This is a genomic window from Chitinophaga sedimenti (genome assembly GCF_023156195.1).
In the GTDB taxonomy this organism is placed as follows: Bacteria; Bacteroidota; Bacteroidia; order Chitinophagales; family Chitinophagaceae; genus Chitinophaga; species Chitinophaga sedimenti.
The window spans coordinates 1,777,321-1,798,811 of the sequence record NZ_JAKUKA010000001.1; the positions used below are offsets into that span (position 1 = coordinate 1,777,321).

Annotated in this window: 26 protein-coding genes; 10 read left to right on the forward strand and 16 right to left on the reverse strand. The window is 50.8% G+C overall.

Annotated elements, in window-relative coordinates:
- Positions 1 to 3 precede the first annotated feature (3 nt).
- The 3 genes from MKQ70_RS10045 to MKQ70_RS10055 form a co-directional block, all read right to left on the reverse strand.
- Positions 4 to 342 (reverse strand): beta-barrel domain-containing protein, encoded by a 339-nt coding sequence (locus tag MKQ70_RS10045; RefSeq protein WP_248070375.1) that lies wholly within the window; start codon positions 340 to 342, stop codon positions 4 to 6.
- Positions 343 to 448: 106 nt separating this feature from the next.
- Complete coding sequence (locus tag MKQ70_RS10050) at positions 449 to 877, reverse strand: hypothetical protein (RefSeq protein ID WP_248070377.1); 429 nt, start codon at positions 875 to 877, stop codon at positions 449 to 451.
- Positions 835 to 1,146: an HlyD family secretion protein gene (locus MKQ70_RS10055; RefSeq protein ID WP_248070378.1), complete on the reverse strand. Its 312-nt coding sequence runs from the start codon at positions 1,144 to 1,146 to the stop codon at positions 835 to 837. The genes MKQ70_RS10050 and MKQ70_RS10055 overlap by 43 nt, the downstream gene beginning before the upstream one ends.
- Positions 1,147 to 1,289: 143 nt before the next feature.
- On the opposite strand from MKQ70_RS10055, the gene MKQ70_RS10060 reads away from it, so the two are divergent.
- Both MKQ70_RS10060 and MKQ70_RS10065 read left to right on the forward strand, forming a co-directional pair.
- The gene (locus tag MKQ70_RS10060; RefSeq protein WP_248070380.1) at positions 1,290 to 2,774 is read left to right on the forward strand and encodes a hypothetical protein; all 1,485 of its coding nucleotides are present in this window, start codon (positions 1,290 to 1,292) and stop codon (positions 2,772 to 2,774) included.
- A gap of 537 nt (positions 2,775 to 3,311) precedes the next feature.
- Positions 3,312 to 3,515, forward strand: a complete 204-nt coding sequence (locus tag MKQ70_RS10065) for a cold-shock protein (protein ID WP_248070381.1) — start codon at positions 3,312 to 3,314, stop codon at positions 3,513 to 3,515.
- A gap of 58 nt (positions 3,516 to 3,573) precedes the next feature.
- Here the strand turns inward: MKQ70_RS10065 and MKQ70_RS10070 are convergent, their stop codons facing one another.
- Complete coding sequence (locus tag MKQ70_RS10070; protein ID WP_248070384.1) at positions 3,574 to 4,215, reverse strand: response regulator; 642 nt, start codon at positions 4,213 to 4,215, stop codon at positions 3,574 to 3,576.
- 251 nt (positions 4,216 to 4,466) lie between these two features.
- On the opposite strand from MKQ70_RS10070, the gene MKQ70_RS10075 reads away from it, so the two are divergent.
- On the forward strand, positions 4,467 to 7,382 hold the full coding sequence (locus tag MKQ70_RS10075) for a SusC/RagA family TonB-linked outer membrane protein (RefSeq protein ID WP_282456347.1): 2,916 nt from the start codon (positions 4,467 to 4,469) through the stop codon (positions 7,380 to 7,382).
- 11 nt (positions 7,383 to 7,393) lie between these two features.
- A complete protein-coding gene (locus MKQ70_RS10080; RefSeq protein ID WP_248070387.1) occupies positions 7,394 to 8,701 on the forward strand; it encodes a RagB/SusD family nutrient uptake outer membrane protein in 1,308 nt (435 codons plus the stop codon).
- 65 nt (positions 8,702 to 8,766) lie between these two features.
- Here the strand turns inward: MKQ70_RS10080 and MKQ70_RS10085 are convergent, their stop codons facing one another.
- From MKQ70_RS10085 to MKQ70_RS10140, 12 genes are all read right to left on the reverse strand, one after another.
- Positions 8,767 to 9,132 (reverse strand): hypothetical protein, encoded by a 366-nt coding sequence (locus MKQ70_RS10085; protein ID WP_248070388.1) that lies wholly within the window; start codon positions 9,130 to 9,132, stop codon positions 8,767 to 8,769.
- A gap of 515 nt (positions 9,133 to 9,647) precedes the next feature.
- Entirely contained in the window at positions 9,648 to 9,857 is a 210-nt protein-coding gene (locus tag MKQ70_RS10090) for a heavy-metal-associated domain-containing protein (protein WP_248070390.1), read from the reverse strand.
- Entirely contained in the window at positions 9,854 to 10,144 is a 291-nt protein-coding gene (locus MKQ70_RS10095; protein WP_248070391.1) for a hypothetical protein, read from the reverse strand. The genes MKQ70_RS10090 and MKQ70_RS10095 overlap by 4 nt, the downstream gene beginning before the upstream one ends.
- Before the next feature lie 8 nt (positions 10,145 to 10,152).
- Positions 10,153 to 11,757: a copper-translocating P-type ATPase gene (locus tag MKQ70_RS10100; RefSeq protein ID WP_248070393.1), complete on the reverse strand. Its 1,605-nt coding sequence runs from the start codon at positions 11,755 to 11,757 to the stop codon at positions 10,153 to 10,155.
- 23 nt (positions 11,758 to 11,780) lie between these two features.
- Positions 11,781 to 12,059 carry a cation transporter gene (locus tag MKQ70_RS10105; protein WP_248070394.1) on the reverse strand — a complete coding sequence of 93 codons (279 nt, stop codon included), beginning with the start codon at positions 12,057 to 12,059 and terminating at the stop codon, positions 11,781 to 11,783.
- A 77-nt stretch (positions 12,060 to 12,136) separates the two neighbouring features.
- Positions 12,137 to 12,655, reverse strand: a complete 519-nt coding sequence (locus MKQ70_RS10110) for a helix-turn-helix domain-containing protein (RefSeq protein WP_248070396.1) — start codon at positions 12,653 to 12,655, stop codon at positions 12,137 to 12,139.
- A 130-nt stretch (positions 12,656 to 12,785) separates the two neighbouring features.
- Positions 12,786 to 14,033, reverse strand: a complete 1,248-nt coding sequence (locus tag MKQ70_RS10115; RefSeq protein ID WP_248070398.1) for a thioredoxin family protein — start codon at positions 14,031 to 14,033, stop codon at positions 12,786 to 12,788.
- A gap of 217 nt (positions 14,034 to 14,250) precedes the next feature.
- A complete protein-coding gene (locus tag MKQ70_RS10120; protein WP_248070399.1) occupies positions 14,251 to 14,841 on the reverse strand; it encodes a hypothetical protein in 591 nt (196 codons plus the stop codon).
- A gap of 56 nt (positions 14,842 to 14,897) precedes the next feature.
- Positions 14,898 to 15,470, reverse strand: a complete 573-nt coding sequence (locus MKQ70_RS10125; RefSeq protein WP_248070401.1) for a tetratricopeptide repeat protein — start codon at positions 15,468 to 15,470, stop codon at positions 14,898 to 14,900.
- Positions 15,471 to 15,473: 3 nt separating this feature from the next.
- Positions 15,474 to 15,815: an ATP-binding protein gene (locus MKQ70_RS10130; protein WP_248070405.1), complete on the reverse strand. Its 342-nt coding sequence runs from the start codon at positions 15,813 to 15,815 to the stop codon at positions 15,474 to 15,476.
- On the reverse strand, positions 15,749 to 16,648 hold the full coding sequence (locus MKQ70_RS10135) for an AAA family ATPase (RefSeq protein ID WP_248070408.1): 900 nt from the start codon (positions 16,646 to 16,648) through the stop codon (positions 15,749 to 15,751). The genes MKQ70_RS10130 and MKQ70_RS10135 overlap by 67 nt, the downstream gene beginning before the upstream one ends.
- Positions 16,649 to 16,920: 272 nt before the next feature.
- Complete coding sequence (locus MKQ70_RS10140; protein ID WP_248070412.1) at positions 16,921 to 17,463, reverse strand: hypothetical protein; 543 nt, start codon at positions 17,461 to 17,463, stop codon at positions 16,921 to 16,923.
- Positions 17,464 to 17,747: 284 nt separating this feature from the next.
- Here MKQ70_RS10140 and MKQ70_RS10145 point away from each other — a divergent pair, with 284 nt between their 5' ends.
- The 6 genes from MKQ70_RS10145 to MKQ70_RS10170 are packed head-to-tail and all read left to right on the forward strand — an operon-like array spanning position 17,748 to position 21,479.
- Positions 17,748 to 18,197: a hypothetical protein gene (locus MKQ70_RS10145; protein ID WP_248070414.1), complete on the forward strand. Its 450-nt coding sequence runs from the start codon at positions 17,748 to 17,750 to the stop codon at positions 18,195 to 18,197.
- On the forward strand, positions 18,179 to 18,643 hold the full coding sequence (locus MKQ70_RS10150; RefSeq protein WP_248070417.1) for a hypothetical protein: 465 nt from the start codon (positions 18,179 to 18,181) through the stop codon (positions 18,641 to 18,643). Before MKQ70_RS10145 ends, MKQ70_RS10150 begins: the two co-directional genes overlap by 19 nt.
- Before the next feature lie 17 nt (positions 18,644 to 18,660).
- Entirely contained in the window at positions 18,661 to 19,815 is a 1,155-nt protein-coding gene (locus MKQ70_RS10155) for a hypothetical protein (RefSeq protein WP_248070419.1), read from the forward strand.
- Positions 19,740 to 20,594 carry a hypothetical protein gene (locus MKQ70_RS10160; RefSeq protein WP_248070421.1) on the forward strand — a complete coding sequence of 285 codons (855 nt, stop codon included), beginning with the start codon at positions 19,740 to 19,742 and terminating at the stop codon, positions 20,592 to 20,594. Before MKQ70_RS10155 ends, MKQ70_RS10160 begins: the two co-directional genes overlap by 76 nt.
- Entirely contained in the window at positions 20,537 to 20,986 is a 450-nt protein-coding gene (locus tag MKQ70_RS10165) for a hypothetical protein (protein ID WP_248070423.1), read from the forward strand. Before MKQ70_RS10160 ends, MKQ70_RS10165 begins: the two co-directional genes overlap by 58 nt.
- Positions 20,919 to 21,479 (forward strand): hypothetical protein, encoded by a 561-nt coding sequence (locus tag MKQ70_RS10170; protein WP_248070426.1) that lies wholly within the window; start codon positions 20,919 to 20,921, stop codon positions 21,477 to 21,479. Before MKQ70_RS10165 ends, MKQ70_RS10170 begins: the two co-directional genes overlap by 68 nt.
- The last annotated feature ends 12 nt before the right edge of the window (positions 21,480 to 21,491 follow it).

The following is a 21,491-nucleotide window of genomic DNA, read 5'->3' on the forward strand; positions in this document are numbered from 1 at the left end:
GCGTTATCCTTTTCGGTTGTTGGGGTTAATCCAGTCGTCGGCTTTGTCATATAACAGCTGAAAAAGACTGCGTTTGGTGAGTATGAAACGGGCCTGCAATGTCATGCCCTTTTTGAGCTGGCCTTTTACGCCATGTGCTGTTTCCACAGCGGGACTGGCAAAAGCACAACGTACTTTAAATACGGGCTGATTGTCCATCATGGTGAAGTCATTGTCTACCGACAAGACCTTCCCCTGCACAAGTCCCCATTCATTATAATTAAACGCCTCTACCTGGAAACGCGCGGGCATACCGGCTTTCAGGTAGGCGATATCGCGCGGGGATACATAACATTCAGCCACTAAATTGGAGTCAGGGAAATAACGCCAAGCACCTCACCATTTTGTACGGTGCCGCCGGCATAGCGGCCGCTGAACTGCTGTAGGGTGCCGCTCACCGGGGCTTTGATCAAATTCCACTCCTGTTCTTTTTCCAACGCTTTCGTATCGGCCTGCAGGCGTCCGCTCTCCATGCGGAACTGCCCGAGTTCTTCCTGCCAGGCGCTGCGTTGTTGCTGAACCGTGGAATTATAGACGGCCTGTACCCTTTCGTACTCAAACTTTTTATCGTGCAGTTCTTTTGCGCCACTACCTTATCGGCATACAGCGTGTTGTAAATATCGAGGTCGTTCCGCAGTTTTTTTAACGTGGCCGCCTGCTCTGCCAGCGTTGCCTGGAACTTCTGGTACTGCTGCCGGTATAGCGCCGATTGCAGTCCGGCGCCACCGCCGGCGGCCAGGATGGTGAGGTCATGAATATATGCCTCGCGCTGACTGAGTTCATAACTTGCCTGTATTAAACGTCCTTTACTAACGTCTTCCTGAAGGCGCATGAGCACCTGTCCTTTTTTACGGCCTCGCCGTCGCGCACCAGCACTTCTTCAATAGTGCCCGCCACCATGGCGCGCAATTCGTTCTTTTCTGTAACAGGACGCACGAGTCCAGGCGCTTTTACAGAAACATCAACTTTAATAAAAGGAAGGGCCAGAATGGTGAGCAGTATGGCGAGCAATACAGTAACATAAATGACCTGCGTTCGTACCTGCACTTTTGGAAGCCAGGTATGCACGGAATTCTGCACTACTTCCACAGGAAAAAGCTGCGGCATTGGGAAGATGGTTTAAGCAAATGAATACATGCCGGTGGTTGGCCGGCTGGTTAAATACGATAACAATTCATTGCTTAAACGGTGTGATAGGCTTCGGCAATTTACAATTTAAATTGAAATTTTCAAGCAGTACCTTTAGGGAGATGATGAAACATGTTTTGCCCCTGCTGTTCCTGCTATCGGGCCTTAGCGCCGGTGCGCAGCTCCGGGAAATACCGCTTTCTCCCGACCGCTTTTACCAGGTGGTGAGCTCCACCAAAAGCACGGACGCCCTGATCGACGGCGACATCCGGACGCAACCGGAGCCGCAATACCACCTGCTGGCCTACCCCGCTGAAATACGGTACGAGTTTCCTGCGGAGATGGACGTCAGCATTGCGCAAATAAGGTTTTACGACGGCATGGGCACCGCAGAAGGCAAGCCCTTTAAGGTATACGTGATTTCGCCCGGCAACTGGAAGAAAACACTGATCGCCACGTTTACCGGCGATGCCTATAACGAATGGACGACCATCAACCTGAAAACACCGTTAAAAGCCCGGTACCTCGTGATCGAAAAAGGGATATTATTCCCGAATGAGATGCAATTACTGGGCGATTTTAAGCCCTACAGGGAGCAAAAATCGCCCGAACGCCCCAGGCGACCCTTCAGGAACTACACGGGCGTAAATGGCTTTGAATGGAACATTCTGAAAGATCCCGCGAATGAAAGTACGTTTGGTGAGATTGACGAGGCGAAATTTTCCCTGTTAAAGCCTTTTACGGCTTTCCGCCATTACATGGACTGGGAAAAACTGGAGCATACGCCGGGGAAGTATACATTCAGTCCCACCCGCTCGGGCGCATGGGATTACGACCGCATGTATGAAACCCTGCAACGCCACCACATCGAAGTACTGGCCTGTTTTAAAACGATCCCCAACTTCATCATCAATACCTATCCTGAAAAGGACCGCGATTACGGCAATGTGCCCGCACGTTTCGGTGCGGACCTGACCAAACCGGCAACATATATAGAACAAGGGCGCGCGGTGTTTCAATATGCCGCTCGTTATGGCAGCAACAAAAACGTAAATCCTGCATTGGTAAAAGTTGACTTTGCGCCGCAGTTCGGGCCCGGCACCCGGGCCAATGAGCGTAAAATTGGCTTAGGCTTGATCCGCTATATCGAATGCGACAACGAGCGCGACAAGTGGTGGGCGGGCCGCAAGGCTTACCAGACGGGGCGGGAATATGCCGCTAATCTCTCGGCCTTTTACGATGGCGATCAGGGACGGCTTGGACCCGGTGTCGGCGTTAAAGCAGCGGATTCCACTATCCGGTGGCCATCGGTGGTATCGCCGCAGCGGAACCCGATTACATCCGCGCTATTATCGACTGGTGTAAGGAGTTCCGCGGCGGACAGCTTTGCTTTGATATCATCAACTATCACCAATATGCCAATGACGCTGGCTCGGTGCAATATGGCGAATCCACCCGCGGGATGGCGCCGGAAACTGCCCGGCTGGGTAACATTGCCGACAAGTTCATTGACCTGTCATGGCGTTATGGAGGCAACCGGGAAATATGGGTCACCGAAACCGGGTACGACCTGCATCAGTCGTCCCCGCACCATGTTCCTGCGGTAGGTTCGCGCAGCATCCTGCAAACCCAGGCCGACTGGATATTGCGCACGGCGTTGCTGTATGCGCGTAAAGGTATTGACCGCATCTTCTACTACCAGCTATTTGATGACAACCCGGGACAGGATTGCCAGTTCTGCACCACGGGACTGGCCGACGAAGCGGCCCGGAAACGGCGCCCTGCACTGGACTTCCTGATGCAGGCCAACCACCTGATCGGCGATTATGTATATACAAAATCCGTAAGTGCCAATCCCGTTGCGGACCTGTACACCAAAGGCGAGCAACAGACTTATGTGCTGTATTCACCCACCGAATCAGGTAAGGAAACCCGCTTCGTGCTGGAAGTTCCCGAAAGTGTTAAAACGGTGACAATGTACCGGTTGGCTGAGGGGGAAGACCGGGCGCGGGAGGAGCATCTTGCGGTAACGAATGGTAAATTATCGTTAATCCTGACCGAAATTCCGGTATTTATTGCATTATAATTTGGTTCGACCACAGATAAAGCCTACATTCGCAAGCATAATTTTATAAATTTTAGAAATGAACACAAAAATCATCGGAACTGTAAAGTTCTTCAACGAGACAAAAGGCTTTGGCTTCATCAAACATGAAGATTCTAACAAAGAAACTTTTGTACATGTAACAGGCCTCGTTCACGAAATCCAGCAAGACGACCGCGTAGAGTTCGAAGTGCAGGAAGGTAGGAAAGGCGAGAACGCTGTTAACGTAAGGCGCATTGATTAAGGTTTAACTTTATCATACCTTTTTGAAGGCTGGTCTATATAGACCGGCCTTCTTTCTTTTACTTGATGAGTCCGCGCTTTAAAGCCTCCTTTACCAACCCCGCTGTATTCTTCACCCCCAGTTTCTGTACAATATTAAAACGGTGCGCCTCCACGGTTCGCAAACTGATGTACAATTCCTCCGCTATTTCGTGATTATTATATTCGGCCGCTATCAGCCTTAAAACATCCTTCTCCCGGTTCGTCAGCGGTATTTCATAACGACTGGTACGTTGCCCTGTAATTGCTTCATGTAATAATTTCTGCTGAATCTGTTCATCGAGAAATTGCTTACCGTCCATTACTTTATAAATCGCTTCGAGGATGGTTTTATGATCTGTGTTTTTAAGCAGGTAACCTGATGCACCGTTCCGGATCAGTTGCCGCACATAATGTGCATCATCGAGACTTGTCAGCACCATTACTTTTACCTGCGGAAATTGTTTTACGATGTTTCGGCATAACTCTACGCCCGATACATCTTGCAATTGAATATCCATCAATACAAGATCCGGTTGCGTATGTTGCAACGTTTCCATCAATGCAAGACCACTCGTTCCCGCAAACACGATCTCTAGTCCTGGAACCTCTCCCAGTCGCAGTCTTAAGCCATCTATTACTATGGGGTGATCATCTGCTAAAAATATTCTAACCGGCATCATATGGTGCAATTGTGGTTTCCTCTAAGTGTGGGGCAGTGCAATAATAGCTGATGCAGTAGTGATTCTAATACGTGTAAATACTTAGGTGTAAAAATAGGTGATCCATACAATATACCGCAAGCAGCGCTGCATAGTTTTGCATATGGAACTATGTATGAATATTGAACAATTCCGCCTGCTCATGAGACAAGTTAGACCCTTTATCTGAAGTGTAGCATTAGCTGTTTAAATCACCTTAAATCACAACCAAAATGAAAAAACTACTGCCTGGAGTGCTTGTCCTGCTATGCCTGACATTGTCCATTGCCCTGCACGCCCAGCAAAAAAAAAAAATCTCAGGTACAGTGACCGACAAGAACGGTGCTGTACTGCCCGGAGCAACTGTCACTGTCAATAAAGGCAAACAGGGCGCGGTCACCAATAGCGAAGGCAAATTTGAAATTGTTGCCCCCGACGACGGACTTGTTACGATTAACTTTACAGGCTACAAATCACAGACCGTGAAAGTAGGTGCTTCCGGCGAAGTGCAGGTTTCACTGGCTGAAGACGTAGCTAAATTAGATGAAGTGATTGTAACGGGACTTGCTACTTCTGTAAAGCGACGTAATGCCGCAAACGCAGTAGCTACTGTATCTTCCAAAGAACTTTCCGGCACCGCCCCCGCACAAACTTTTGATGCCGCATTAAGTGGTAAAATCACAGGCGCCAACATCAACGCCAACTCCGGCGCACCCGGTGGCGGCTTGTCGATCAAACTGCGTGGTGTAACTACTTTTTACGGCAATACAGATCCGCTGTTCGTGATCGACGGTGTAATTGTAAACAACCGCGCGGTATCCGGCGGCCTGAATGCAGTTACCGCGGCAGGCAGTAGCGGCGCGACCTCCGACCAGGACAATGCCGCGGGCAGGATTGCCGACATCAACCCGTCAGATATTGAAAATATTGAAATCCTGAAAGGCGCTTCCGCTTCAGCGATCTATGGCTCACAGGCAGCCGCGGGGGTGGTAGTTATCACTACTAAAAAGGGACGTGCGGGTAAAACGAAGTTTACCGTGAACCAGGACGCAGGTGTTGTGTCTGTCCGCAAATTGCTCGGCCAAAGAAAACTGACGGAAGAGCGTGTAGTCGCATCCCGTTGGCGGCTGGCAGACTACCAGGCAGCAGTTGCAGCGGGTAAAATATATGATTACGAGAAAGAAATGTACGGCAACGACGGTTTTACGCGTAACACCAACCTGAGCATGAGCGGTGGCAATGATAAAACGACTTTCATGCTTAGCGCCGGCATAAAAGACGAAGACGGTATTATTAAAAGGACCGGTTACGAAAATAACAGTGTCCGCACAAATATAGACCATCGCATCAGTGATAAAATAAAAGTTGGACTTACCTCCACCTATCTCCGCTCCTCTTCGGACCGTGGCTTAACCAATAACGATAACCGCGGCGCTACTTTCGGCGTGGCCTTATCATCAACACCATCGTTTGCACAATTGCACCCCGATGAAGGCGGCAATTATCCCGCTAACCCGTTCAGCGCTTCCAACCCGCTGGAAACGCGCGACAGGATGCAAAACAACGAACTGGTGAATCGCTTCATCGGCGGCATTAACCTGGAAGCTACGCTGCAACAGTCGCAGCGCTCTACCACCCGGTTTATCGCCCGTGGCGGTATCGACTACTACAACCTGAAAAGCTTTGTACTGTTCCCCTCCTCCCTGCAATTCCAGGCTATTACACGCGGCCAGAACATCCGTGGTAACGCCAATAACCTGTTCACCAACTGGTCCGGCTTCCTGGTAAATACGCTTTCAACAAAAAACAATCTCTCGTTTACCAGTACCGTTGGTCTGACGCACGAAACTGGTCAGTTTGACCAGATACTGAACGTGGCATCGCAACTGATCGGCGAGCAAACAAGTCTCGACCAGGCCGGCGCGGTGGATGTAACCCAGACCCGCACAAGCTTCCGGAACGATGGGGTGTTTTTACAGGAAGAGGTAGCGATTAAAGAATTTCTGAACCTTACCGCCGGCGTACGCTTCGACAAATCGACGAACAATGGTGATCACGATCAATACTACCTGTTCCCGAAAGCCAACATTGCCTGGAACATCACGAAAACAGGCAACTGGAGCAGTACTGTCATCAACGACCTGAAACTGCGTATCGCTTACGGCGAGGGTAACGGCTTACCTACTTTCAGCAGCCGTTTCACCAGCCTTATCGGCGCCAACATCGGCGGCAAGCCGGGCTCCGCGATCAATTATGTGCTGGGCGACAATGCGATTGAACCGGAACGGCAGACAGAGTTGGAAGGCGGTGTGGACGTAAGTTTCCTCGACGGTCGTATTTCGCTGGAAGCCACGTATTACAATAAGGTGATCCGTAACATGCTGCTGCAGGCAGAACCACTGGGCTCTACCGGCTTTTCTATAGAATGGATAAATGGCGGCAAATTGCAAAACCGCGGCCTGGAACTGGGTTTACGTACTATTCCTTTGAACAGGAAAAACATCCGCTGGGGATCCAACGTAAACTTCTGGTTTAACCGTTCCAAAGTGCTGGAGTTGAATGCCCCTCCCTTTGACCCTGGTGGATCTTTTGGTTCATCCTATGGCACCTTCTTTATAGAGGAAGGCAAAAGAGCTACGCAGATCATTGCTATTGTGGATGACGAAGGCACGGAAGCGAAAGTAGGCGATTCCGAACCCGACTTCCAGGCAAACTGGTCCAACGAACTGACACTGTTCAAAAACCTGAGCCTGCGTTTCCTGTTCCATTGGAAAAAAGGCGGCGACAACGTAAACCTGACGCAGACGCTGTATGACGGCGGCCGTGTGAGCCCGGATTATGACGACAAATCACCGGAAGCTGGCGTACCGTTAGGGCGTTACCGCCTGATTACACCGGCTTCTTACATACAGGACGCGAGCTACCTGCGTCTCCGTGAAATTGGCCTGTTTTACAAACTACCGGTTAAAATGAGGTATGTAGATGGAATTACAGTAGGTGCATCCGCCAACAACTATTTCACCTGGACTAAATACAAGGGCTACGATCCGGAAGTGTCCAACTTCGGTACAGGCTTTTCTACAGGCATTGATGTTACGCCCTACCCTGCCACCAAACGCCTGCAGTTCCACCTTGCCTTTAACTTCTAAACTGAACTGACATGAAAAAACTACTTACAATATCAATGTTTTGCGCGGCGGGTTTCCTGTCGGCCTGCAATAAAAATGAGATCACTAACCCTAACGCTCCTACGATGGACGAGATCGTGAAAAATCCCACGGTTTCTGAGCTGAACAACCTCGTAACGGGAACAGAAGCGGCGATGCGTCCGGACCTGGAGCTTTATATTGAATCGGTGGCGGTATTCGGCCGGGAAATCTATCGCTTTTCGGGTTCCGATGGCCGTTGGACCGCAGAAATGCTGGGACAGGGCGACCTTCCGCTGGACAACAAGTCGTTTTACGTAAACCGTCCGTGGATTTATCGTTACAGCGCCGTAAGAAATGCAATATTGCTCCAGGAGGGCACTAAGAATTCAAAATTTCTTGATACAGATGAGGCTAAGAATGGCTACTATGGCTTCGCGAAGACCATCATGGCGTATCAGCTCCTGCTCAACCTCAATCTGACGTACGACAACGGCATCCGCACCGATGTAAAGGACTACCGCAAGCTCGGCCCGATCGAAAAGCGCGCCGATGCGCTGGAAGACATTGCATTACTGCTGGACGAAGCCGACACGCACCTGGCGAATGCGGAGTTCCTTTTCGAATTATCCTCCGGTTTCGCCGGGCTGGATGATCCGGAAGGTTTCCGCAAGTTCAATCGTGCGCTGGCAGCACGCGTAGCCGCCTACCGTGAGAAATGGGGAGATGTGCAAACTTACCTGGCTGCGTCTTTCCTGGACCTGAACAATGAGCCGAACAAAGGCGCATACCACGTCTACTCCGCAGCATCCGGCGATGTGTTAAACCCGCTTTATGCGCCCAAAAACACCACCGGCGAAATTCGCCTGGTGCATCCATCTTACATTGCGGATATCGAAGCGAACGACGACCGTATCAACAAGGCGTCTAAACGCAATGCACCGGCCACCAGCGCTGACCTTACCAGCGAATACGACTACTGGCTGTATCCAACCGAATCGTCGCCCGTAGGCATCATTCGTAACGAGGAACTGGTATTACTGTACGCCGAAAGTAAAATTCAGCTCAACGAGCTGAACGAAGGCCGCGATGCCCTCAACCGCATCCGTACCTGGCATAACTTACCTGTTTACAGCGAAGCGATGACACAGCCCGCGCTGATCAACGAAATGCTGAAACAACGCCGCTTCTCGCTGTTTGGCGAAGGCCATCGCTGGATTGATATGCGGAGGTACGGACGCCTGAACACGTTGCCTATCGATCGCCCGAAAGACGATGTATGGACACAGTTACCACTGCCTTTTTCTGAAAGCAATAAATAGCGTTTTTGATCTATACCATAATAAAGGGCGGGCGTATCATGCGTCTGCCCTTTATTATGCTATCATCAGAGATAAATTTTGCCATCATCCTTCGAGCCGCGCACAAGTTGTTTTCCCTGCATATCCACGGCCGCCCCTAATTCGAGCAAAGGCCCGGAACCCAGGTACGGTGCAGTATCACCGGGGAGGATCAGTACAGTACAATGAATCTGCCGATCAAGCCAACGTAGTGATACAGGGCCGGCTACATCGCACATTTGTACATCGCCATTAGGAAAAGTGATCATGGTCTGGGAAACGACCGGCAGTTGAAGGGCTTCCTGCCAGGTCTCGTTCAGCGCCAGGGATTGCGCGCTGCGGTTCACGGCGATGGAAAGCTGCATTTCCTTATCTCCGTAAAACAGCCGTATATCGGCATAAATGCTGGTCATGAAAGTATGGATTACAGCAAAGATATTCAATTAATCGCTAATTGATGTTAAATCTGGCTAACCATAAATGTGATGTGGGAAGAGAAACAGCCGTTTTCATAACGTGGAAAATATATGAATAGGCTAAACGGCTTGTAATTAGATTAGCAAGATACGTGTTTATTATTTCTTAACCATCCTGTACTGTCTGTTTTTTTCAAAAAAATAATACCCGCTGCTTCCGCACCGCGTATTTATCTCATAAGTATTTGTAAATGAATAGATAACTTATCTTCGGATCGATGGGAAGGACTTGTAAAACGGGTTGCCCGGGGGCGATGGGATCCCTTACCACCAGGCTGCGGCAGGTAAGATTACTGAACACCGACGCCTCGCCGGGAACCAAACCAGGAGTGATGCGGTATGCCAGCATCCCGTTTCAGGCTGACCTGTCACCGTCAGTACCTGTACCCCTTGTTTAGTTCCGTTTTACTTGGCGGCAGTCCGGACCGGCGATAAAAATCGCCGGCTTCCTTTTACTGCTTTTCTGCTTTGTAACCCGCCTGTTCCACCGCAGCTATCACTGCATCCGGGTTTACCTGGTCTGCTTCCACGGTGAGTAATTTTGGTGTGGCGGTCAGATCTACTTTCCAGTGTTCCTCTCCCACTACTTTATCCAGGTGAGGTTTAATGGCCGCCACACAGCCGGAGCATTTAATATTCGTTTTGAATTTAACCGTTGTCATATTTGTTTCATTTTAAGTAAAAGACTATTGCTGACTACCGATACAGAGCTAAGCGCCATGGCGGCTCCCGCGATCATCGGGTCTAAAAGAAAACCGTTTACCGGGTACAATACGCCGGCCGCCAAAGGAATGCCAACCAGGTTGTAAATAAAGGCCCAAAAAAGGTTCTGGCGGATTGTGCGCACGGTTGCGCGCGACAACGCCAATGCCTTGGGAATACTGTTTAAGTCCGCCGTGATGAGCGTCATCTTCGCCACGTCCATAGCAATGTCGGAGCCCTTACCCATGGCGATACTTACATCGGCCTGCGCCAGCGCCGGCTGTCGTTGATGCCATCGCCCGCCATGGCCACTATTTTACCCTTTGCCTGTAAAGCCTTTATAAATGCGGCTTTACCGTCGGGTAATACTTCCGCTTCATACTGTATAATCCCGGTTTGTTTTGCCACAGCAGCAGCTGTAGCCGGATTATCCCCGGTAAGCATGTATACCTCGATACCCTGCGACTGCAACGCGGCAATGGCTTGCGGGGAACTCTCCTTCACTTTGTCGGCAATGGCAACAAGCGCCACTACGTTCCCGCTTTCCGCAAAATAGATTACCGTTTTGGCCTGCTCCTGCAGTTGGGCGGCCTGTCCCTTCACCGTTCCCGAAACGTTCACAAGCGCGCTGTTACCAGCGCTGTACGATGCCTGTCCGTACCGCGCCTCCACGCCCTGCCCTGTAATGCTCTTAAACCCAGACAGCTCCACTTTTTCCACGCCTTCGGCTTCCGGGTGTTTCACGATCGCGCCCGCCAAAGGATGCTCCGATGCTGCCTCAAGCGATAACAAAATGCTTTTATAGATTCGTTGATTCGTATCCGTCAAGAACACCATATCTGTCACTACCGGCCGGCCTTCTGTGATAGTGCCTGTTTTGTCCAGCACCACCGCATTTACCTTGCGGGCAGTCTCCAGACTTTCCGCATCCCGCACTAAAATATTATGCGAAGCGCCTTTGCCAACACCCACCATCACCGCGGTTGGCGTGGCCAGTCCCAATGCACAGGGACAAGCGATCACCAATACCGTAATAGCGGCCAGCAGCGCATGCGTAAGGGCATGTTCCCCGCCGAATATCATCCATGTAATAAAAGTTAACACCGCGATGCCGATCACGACCGGTACAAAGATGCCCGCGATCTTATCCGTGAGTTGCTGCACGGGAGCCTTACTTCCCTGCGCCTCCCGTACCATACGGATGATCTGCGACAATACCGTATCGGCGCCCACCTTTTCGGCGGCCATCCGGAAGCTGCCTTTCTGGTTAATCGTCCCTGCAAACACATGATCCCCGGTAGCTTTACCAGCCGGCACCGGTTCGCCGGTAATAGTACTCTCATCCACATAAGAATCACCAGAAACGAGCTGCCCGTCTACCGGTATCTGCTCACCCGGACGTACCAGCAGCACATCATTCACTTTTACCTGTGCAATAGGCATCTCCTTTGTTTGCCCATCGCTTTGCACAACCGTCACCGTTTTTGGCTGCAGGCCCATCAGCTTTTTGAGGGCGGACGAAGTATTCGATTTCGCGCGCTCTTCCATCAACTTACCTAAAGAAATAAAAGCAATAATCACCGCAGCCGCCTCGAAATACACGTGGGCATGTAAGCCGCGGCTATGCCAGTATTGAGGATATATCGTATTAAAAAGACTGAAGGCAAAAGCGATGCCTGTACTCAAAGCTACCAGCGTGTCCATATTCGCCTTTCCATGACGCGCCTGCTTCCATGCATTCACGAAAAAGCTCCGGCCCAGCCAAAGCACCACCGGGGCGCTCAGGGAAAGCATGATCCAGTTGGCGTAGGGCATATTCATGAAAAACATCCCGATCACCACTACAGGCGCGGCTAGCAAAATAGCCCATAACGTACGCTGCCTTAATGCCGGTATTGGCTTTGCTGCGCAGCTTCCTGCTTCTCTTCCCGCCCTTCTGTATCAATCAGTAAATCGTACCCGATGCTGCGCACCGCGCCCTGTAAAGCTTCGGGATTTGTTTGTGTTGTATCATAAGTAACCCACGCGCTTTGATTGGCGAAGTTCACACCCGCATCCTGCACGCCGGCCGAGGCTTTCAGCATGGACTCTACGCTAACCGCACAGGCGGCGCAGCTCATTTCCAGCACGGGAAACGTTTCTTTTATAAGGTGTTGGGCCATTGTTTCCTTGTTTTACACAAAGTTACAACCGGCTTTTGCGGGGCTTGTTATACTTATCGGCGTAAGTTGTATAAAATTCAGACTTTATCGAGGGGAATACGGGCCGGTTCGGCGCTCGCTTTGTACTGTGAAGGAGTTAGGCCGGTTACTTTCTTAAATTGCTGCGACAGGTGCTGCACGCTGCTGTAACCCAACTGGTCGGCGATCTCACTGAGCGATAACTGGCCGTAAGTCAGCAGTTCTTTTGCTCTTTCGATCCTTTGCTGGATCACGTATTTCTCTATTGTAATTCCCTCTGCCCCGGAAAACTGGCTGCTGAGGTAGTGATAATCCATATTGAGTTCATCGGCGAGAATCACCGACAGTTTTGTATTCATCACCTCTCCTTCGCTGCGATGTACCAGCCGGATAATGATGTTTTTGATCCGCTCGATCAGCGCACTGCGCCGGTCGTTCAGCAGCTCAAATCCCAGCGCGTCCATCCGCTTGCGGAACTCTGCCAGCTTTGCCGGGGCGGGCCGTCCGTTCAGCGATACATCACCCAGCTGCACGTCTTTGTATGCAATGCCCGTTTCGTCCAGCTGCTGCCTTACCACCAGGATGCAACGATCACAAACATATTTTTGATATGAAGATGTATCATTCCACAAATTTACGCATAATTCGCATACACGAAAAAGGGCGTTGCAAATGCAACACCCTGTATCACTAAAACATCGAAAATACTTACTCTTCGTTCATCACCATCGGGAATAACGGCATTTTGACTTTATAGTCTGTTTTGCCCGCCGCGATGGCTGCCGACAGATTATCTACCAGCTGTTTGTTCGCCGGCTTTTCGCCGCCCAGGACCAATGCCTTATCCAGCGATTGCTTCGCCAGGTCGTTTGCGCCAAGATAGTATTCCATGGACGCTCTCACGTATAACAGGCCCTGTTTCACCAGGCCGGATTTTTCTTTGTTGATTTCGGCATCCGTTAGCCACGCTCCCATACGCGCCAGCGCATCCCGCTGACTTTTAGCTGCCGGCAACGATTTCACGGCCAACTGCGCTTTCTCCATCACAGCATAATAACCGGCATCATTCACATAATCCACAAAGGCGTTTTCATCGCCGGCCGCACGATAGTAAGGCTCCTGGATGATCTTGCCAAAAATCCTCCATTCGTTTTCCGTATACACAGGCTTCACGTTCCTGATCAATGCGTCAAAACCAGCCTTATCTTTTTTAGCGCCCAGCTCTCCTGCACGCTGGCTTACTTTCTTATACACGGAAGTCGCTACCTGCCGCTGGCCATAATCATTCGCCAGCTGCTGCACATGATCAATAAAGTAATGCACGTATTTATCTTCCAGTAGTCCCATACCGCGTATCATCATTAAATAGCTTACTTCGGAAGAAAGATCCTGCTGCTGCGCCATCCAGTCGTTAATAAGCTTTTTGCGGTCTGGCGATTGGGCGGCCGGAGCTTTATCATACAGGTCGTTATACACTTGCGGATAGGTTAAGTTCATCGCCGTACTGAATTTCTTCACCTTCCCTGCTTTTCCATTGGCATCGATCTGCTTCAATGCTTCCGGGAACCGGCGGGCGCCGCTAAAACCAAGCCCCGATTCGATCAAACGGCCATCGGGCATAATGTACAGGTAGTGCGGAAAGCCGCTGGCGCCGTACTTGCGGCTCAGTTCTTTGCCGTCCTTTTCTTTATTGATATCCGATTTATAACAGATGAAATTTTTGTTCAGGTATTCCGCAACCTCTTTGTCCTTAAACGTTTCATCCTCCATACGTTTGCAGGGAATACAGCCTACGAAGTAGAGATCAACGAAGATGGGCTTATTTTCGGCCCTGGCCCTGGCCTGAACGGTTTTAAATTCACCCTGAATAAAATGTGCGCTATCCTTTTGCGCAGCCACGGTTAAGGGCATGAGGAGGCATAATGAGGCACGGAAGATCTTCTTGAATGCGGTCATAAAGTGTGTTGGTTTTGAAATTAAAATCAGCCCCGCCGGAGCGGTGCGCTGCATAGATCACGTTAATAGTAAAATAGATGGAAGCCTTTGGCTTACATAGATCACGTTGCAAAAATAAGGTTTGCCAGTATACGGCGTGTATTGTTTATCACCTGGAATATCCGCCGGTCATATAAAAGAAGCGGCATGCCCCGTCCGGGCATACCGCTTTTGAGAATTATCGTTCTTTTACCGCGATAAAATTTGCTACCCATTGATACCCGAAAGTAAGCAACATTGCGCCTACCAGGGGAATGGTGAATTCAGCGCCAGATGCCACTGTGAACAGCACGCCCACCAGTCCGCACAAAGCAATACCAATCGTCATGCCGCGTAATACCCAGCGGTTCTTCGACTTGTCCGGCGACTCCATAGTGGCCACGGGCAATGTCAGCATGGCGCAGGTAAGGCACAACGGCAGCAACCATGCGGCATCCAGGAAAGCGTACAACAACCCCGTCAGCACTGCGCCGCCGAGCAATATGCCCACGCCCTCTGCGATCTTCATTTCCTTTGGCGATAACAGGTAACGGCCATAAGCATTAAAGCGCAGGAAGAGGTTGCTCACCGGGCCTATCAGCCAGGTAGAGAGCACCAGGATGGTGATTGCCACGTATAATGGCGCACTGAACTGGCTGGCCAGGCGGCTTAAAAAGTATACACCGGCAATGATCCCGATCTGCATACGACCGCTTTGACGCGCCATAAAGAAATTATATTTCAGGAACATGCGGTAAATCCAGTACTTGGATTTGATGGCCTGCACCATGCCATTCCGCGCCCAATCGAGGTTAGGATCGAGTCGCAGGGCTTCGCGGAAATGGGTCAGCGCTTCATTGTGCTGCCCGGATTCCGGTATTTCCAGCCCATGTTTGCATGGGTGTAGGCATTCTCAGGATTCTTTTCCAGTGCGGTACGCAAACCGGAAAACGCATCTTCCCGCTGGTTCAGGTTGTACAGGGCATGCGAGCGCATGTTCAGGCACAGCTGATCTTCCGGGTCCAGCGACAAACCTTCTTCCGACTTGCGCAATGCCTCTGTAAAATTGCGCTGCAACAGCAGTATCTGGCTCCATACACCATAGTAATGCGGCATATGTGGATTCAGGGATACGGCTTCGGCGATCATCTCCCCCGCTTTTCGGTAATCCTTTTTATCGGCCAGGATTCGGGCCTTCAGGTAGAAAAAACGGTCGTCATTCGGTGAAATGGACTGCGCATTTTCGATCACCTCTTCGGCTTCCTTGTAGTCGTCTATCTGCAGATAGCATAACGCCAGCAGGTAGAGCGCTTCGGTATCGGTAGAATGCTCGTAGAGGTGTTGATGTAAAGTTTTGATCGCATCGGCATAACGACTTTGTTGTACAAGTATGCCGGCACGCTCTAATAAAGCTGACATGTCCTATTTCTTGATGTTGAGATACTTTAATACGTCGTCGTACAGTCCCGCTTCGTTGGAATACAGGGCGTAGTTGCGGGCGGCGTTGAACCATTCGCGCGTAGTGGCTTTGTGGTTTTTTACGGCCTTTGCCAGTTCTTTCTGGGTGATGGGCTGCGCGGTACCGGTTTCCAGTGCTTCCATGAGCTTTTCTTCTACCGCGACGTCGATCACACATTTAAGGTCTGCGCCCGAGAAGCCCTGCGATGCCTTGGCCAATGCGCCAAAGTCAACGTCCTTCACCGGCTTATCGCGCAGGTGGATGCGTAAAATATCTTCGCGGCCCTGCTGTTCGGGCGGCTCCACGAAAATAATACGATCGAAACGGCCCGGACGGCGAAACGCCGGGTCCAGTGCCAGGGCGCATTGGTAGCGCCGATGATCAATACGTTCTCATTGTCCGCCGCTATCCCGTCCATCTCCGATAAAAACTGGTTGATCAGGTGGCTGGCCCCGCTGTTGCGCATCGAGGTACGATTAGCGCCCAGCGCGTCCACTTCGTCGAAAAACAACACGCAGGGTTTATTCTGCCGCGCCATCTCGAACAGGGAATGCAGGTTCTTTTCACTGTTGCCCACCCACATATCCAATACGTCGTGAATGCCAACGTTAATGAATTCCGCGTTGATTTGTCCCGCCGTAGCTTTCGCCAGGTAGGTTTTGCCACAGCCCGGAGGACCGTACAACAAAATACCGCCACCGGCTTTCTTACCGTATGCCTTGAACATATCCGGGAACTGCAGTGGCTTTATAATTTTCAGGTCGATTTCCTTCTTTTCCCGTTCCATGCCGCCCACATCGGAGAAATTGATTTCGGGCTTTTCCAGCATAAATAAACGCTCGCCGGGTTCATCCTCGTCCGACTCGTCAGACATACCGCCCTGTGCGGAGCGGAACAGGCTGTCCAGGTTATCGTCGCGGAAACCGGGGTTGATCTGGAGCAGGTGTTGGTAAATATCCCGGGCTTCCGCCAGGTGATTTTCCTTTACAAGCGTGCGGCAGTGCAATAACAGGGCATCGAAATTGCCGGGATCCTGGTTTTCGAGTTGCTCCAGCACCACAACGGCGGCGGAGTATTTCTGCTGCTGGTAAAATGTGCGCGCCAGTCCCATCTGGGCGTCGCTATGATTGGGTTGCAATTCCAGTACTTTGCGGTATTGTTCCTCTGCCTGTACATATTCTCCCCCTGGAACAGGACCTGCGCCACGTGTAAACGCAACGGCACATTCTCCGGCGAAAACTGCAGGGCCTCCAAAAGCTGTTTGATCATTTCTGTTGACATCACTAATACTGTTCGGTTAAACTTATCAAATGTAATAATAGGGATTTCGCGGTAAATGTACGAAATAGCCGCTATCAAAAAAGAAGCCCCACCGTAGGGCAGGGCTTTGGTTAACAAGGGATGAAAGGCCTATTCGCCGGGCTGGAGGTATTCCGTAACAATACGGCCTACGCGGATATCACAACCGGCGGGCGCCGAATATTTCAGGGAAAACGTCCAGATGTTGTACCCGCAGGTAGTCAGGGGTTGAATTTCGGGTAGCCAGTAGCCGTTGATCTGCTTCTCGCAGCCCGACAGCTGGTATTCCACGTAGATGTTGTTGATGTTGGCATGACTCCAGGTTCCCATGCCCATCACCACTTTAAAACTGAAACAATGCCTGCCGCAGGCAGGGGCGGATAATTGCTGAAAAACGGGGATTTCTGCCGACAGTTGCCGGAACTTTTCCATGTGGATGCCCAGGCCTGTCTGAGCCTCCAAATTATCAATATATACATCGCCATATCCTTCGATCACGATCATTCCGCCCGCCTTTTTCGCGACGAGTTGTTGCGCGAATGTGGCAAAAGACCGCTCCCGGAGCGCGTTGCCAGACAATTCACCTACCTCGCAACTGAGGAATTCAGGGTTGCCGTCCATGGCGAAAACATTGTTGTTTATTCCCAATACCATGCTGTTACATCATTTTAAGCATCAAATTTGTAGAGATGCTACCCGCAATATGCTCCGGATACAGTTGCGGGGAACGCATGCTCAATCCCGGCGCCGGGCTATGGGCTTACGTTTGCATCTTCAATAGTTAACAATACAAAGATAAATGCGCACCACGCATTGAACATGTGTAGTAAAAATGTTGCCGCGCTAAACTATTGCAGTGGATTACCGTTAATAAGAAGTACATTTATAGCATCCTAAATACCAGCATCTTACATGACGTTATCACCCCGCCAGAAAAAGTGGATCAAAGGTTTTTAATCCTGCTGGGCATCCGCCTGGTGGTAGGACTGCTGCTTTATTACATCATAGAATATCGCTTCCGCGAAATCATCCGGGTGATCGTACATCGCGAGTCGAACGGGAAATATGATTTCGACGCCGACGATATCGATTTTTCCATCTGGAAGAAAAACATCCGGCTAAAAAACGCTGCTGTGATGGCTACCGACACCTCAAACGCCGTAACCCGCTACCAGGTTAAGATCCCGGAGGTATACCTGGCCATCAGCTCCTGGAAAGCGTTAATTTTTCACCGGCAGATATACGTTGACAGTCTTAGTATCCAGCTCCCCGACGTACAAACCATTGCCGCATCGCGGGCGGCACGAAAAAGTTCGGTGTCCTTACAAGCTTCGGAGATATTTAAGGTGATGCGCAATACGTTGGGCGATTGCACGTACGGCGGCTGAACCTGCACAACGGCGCGTTCAGTTACACCAGCTCACCCGGCCCGGCCTTCAACAGTAACAAGATCAACCTGAGCGCCAGCAACTTCGGCACACAGGATTCTACCGACCAACGATTCCTTTTTGCGGACGACATCGATCTCAGCATCACCGACCAGCGCTGGTTAATGTCAGGCGGATTGAAGGAAATACGGTTCAAAAAATTGCATTTTTCCAGCAGTAACCAATATTTCGAAGCCGATTCCTGCGCCATTATCACGGCGCCGGTGAACGGTAAGCCGGGCGTATCGCTCACGGTGGATAAGCTGTTGTTTAAGGGACACGACCTGGCTGCGATTTATGAAAGGGACGAACTGCTGCTGGATACGATCATCTGTCACCACCCGGTGGTAACCCTCTCCCCCGCGGCAAACGCGAACGGAACCGGCCCGATACCACGTCGTTCGTAAAACAGTCGATACAGCGGATGTTTAAAGGTATCAACTTAAAATATGTAGATGTGAGAGAAGGTCAGGTGCGGCTGGATTATGACTCTACCCGCGCTGCCAGCTACGCTACGGAACGCACGAGCCTGAAAATATACAATCTTAATATCCAACACGAAACACGCCCGCACATCACCACCGACAGTATTGACCTGCAGCTGAAAGGCGTTAGTTTTTATACGCCCGACAGCATGTATAAACTGACGATCGATGAATTTGCCTTAAACCGTAAAGACATCGTATTCAGTCATGCCGTGTTCGCCCCTACCGACAAGAACCACCAGGCTAAAGCACTTTCTTTTACCGCGCCACATCTGCGTTTGAATAACTTCAGCCTGGAAGACCTCATCATGAGCCGCCTGCGTGCCGACGAAGCGATATTGGAATCACCACAGATCAAATTCTATACGAATAATCGCTCACGAAAGTCCGTCGACAGCACACTGGATGTTTCCAGTCTTTACGAAACGCTGAATGGCGTAAGTGAGCTGATACAGGTGCACCGTTTCGATATCACGAAAGGCCGGGTTGAGTACCTGCCACTGGCCCGTGTGAGGGAAAAAGCGGTGATCGCCAACATCAATGCTAAAATACTCCTCAACCAGTTGCTGCGCAGCGACTCTCTTGTTAATATCAAGCAATCCATATTGCAACTGGACATTGACCGTATTGGCGTCGTGCTCCCCAAACTGGCTTTGCAGATCGGGGACCTCCGCATCAACGGGTTAACTGGTGTTACATTTATCAATTCGCTGGATGCGGACCTTGGTGAAAACATTCACCTGCGCGGTCAGCAACTGGCCTGGCGCAATCTTGACTGGGACGCTTTTCAGCAGGAAAACAATATTGTCGCGGATTCTATTTACATCAAACAACTCGCAATAGACCTCGGTCGTACCGCTACACGCAATAAGAAAAAGGCAATGCCGGTAATTCGGCTACGTAAAGCCCGGCTGGAACAGCTTTCGTTTGACGGAGTGATTGCCGCCAACACACAATTACAATTTGATGTGCGTCATTTGTATGTAGATGCACTTTCCTCCCAGAACCAATACCTGTTGTGGGACCGCGCCCGTGGCAACATCAGCAACATCCGCTTCAGGGAGAAAATGCAGGCATCACCGCCAGGCAGTTGATACTGGACACGCGTGCCGAAAACATATTGAGCGATATGCGTTTCAGGTCCGACAACATGACCATGTTGCTCCCGAGGCTGAGTTTTCATGGTGACCTCCGTTCTACCGGCGCACGCAGATTGCAGATCGTGGACATGCATGCACAATCGCCGGTGATTGACCTGAACAGCGGCCCATCAAATGGCAAACACAAAGACAAACCACTTCATATCCCTGTGGACCTGCTGCTTGACCGTGCGCGCATCAGTGCCGGACAACTACACTTCCACGGTCGCGACAGCCTTGAGTTACAGTCCCTGGTTAATATTGAACTACGGAAGCTGTCGGCCGACAGGAACGCCAAACACGCTTTACAATATGGATCGCTGACCATTGACCTTGGCACTTTACAACTTCAGGGGCACGAGATGACTGCAGATGCCGGCAATACCATGATCCGCCTGTCGAACGGCGTGATGCAACGCGACAAATCCCTACAAACAGACATCAGTGCCACCTGGCAACAGGCGCAGTTCCGGCTTGACAAAGCAGACAGCACGGCGCTGAATGTGGCGAACCTCTCCGGCGAAATCAATTACCCCGGCTTTCAACATTTGCCGGGGAAACCGATCAACTGGGCCGCTTTCTGGATAAAACCAACTTTAGCACGGGACCGGTCAACTGGCATAACCGTGAGCGGCATGCACGTGTTGAAGATGTGCGCTGGACAAAGCATGGCGAAGTGCTGGAGATTGACAGCCTCACGATGGCGCCGCATATGGAGAAGGCAGCCTACGTAGCTGCGCAGGCCTACCAGGTTCCCTACCTTGCTTTACAGACGCACCACCTTCAACTCGCGGGGCTGCGCGAACGCGACAGCATCTGGCAGGTGCGCAGAGTGACGGCGGACGGCGTTTTGCTGACCACGGCAAAGGATAAACGGAAACCCATGCCGGCTGGTGCTCACAAACCGATGTTAAGCGGGCTGTTTGGCAATATGAAGTTCCCGTTCCATGCAGATTCAATGCTGGTGCGTGATGCGTTGGTATTGACCGAAGAAACTTCTCCCAAAACGAAGATGACCAGCCACATCCCGGTGGAGCATATTAACGTGCTGGCGCGGAATGTGGGTAGCAGGCGGCCTGCGGGACAGGACAGCCTCATCCTGGGAGGCGCAGCTGCAATTATTTAACAACGAAGTGCGTAAACTCTATTATAACGAGTCGTACAGCGATTCGCTGGCCGGCTTTACCATGCAGGTAGCGGTGGCGCCGATGCACCTGCCGCACCTGACGAAGATGACAACGCCGCTGGCGGGCATCGGTGTGAGCAGAGGCGAAGCGGATACACTGTACTACCAGGTCCATGGCAACAAATACGCGGCAGTGGGCACGATGAATTTTGTGTATGATAAGTTGCGCATACGGATGCTGGCGCTACCCGACACGAGCAAAAACAACCTGGTACTGCGCCTTAAAAATTGGGCGGCCAACAGCCTGGTATTACGCAAGCATAACGAAAAGCCCGTGTTTATCTTTATCGATCGCGATCCGGACAAGATGTTCCTGAACTACTGGATCAAAAGCACCCTGCGTGGATTAATGGCCAGCGCTGGCCTTAAAAACAACAAAAAAGCATTCTTCCGCTGGGCCCGGAAAAATGAAGAATACAAATTACCTCAATAACATTTGCAACAT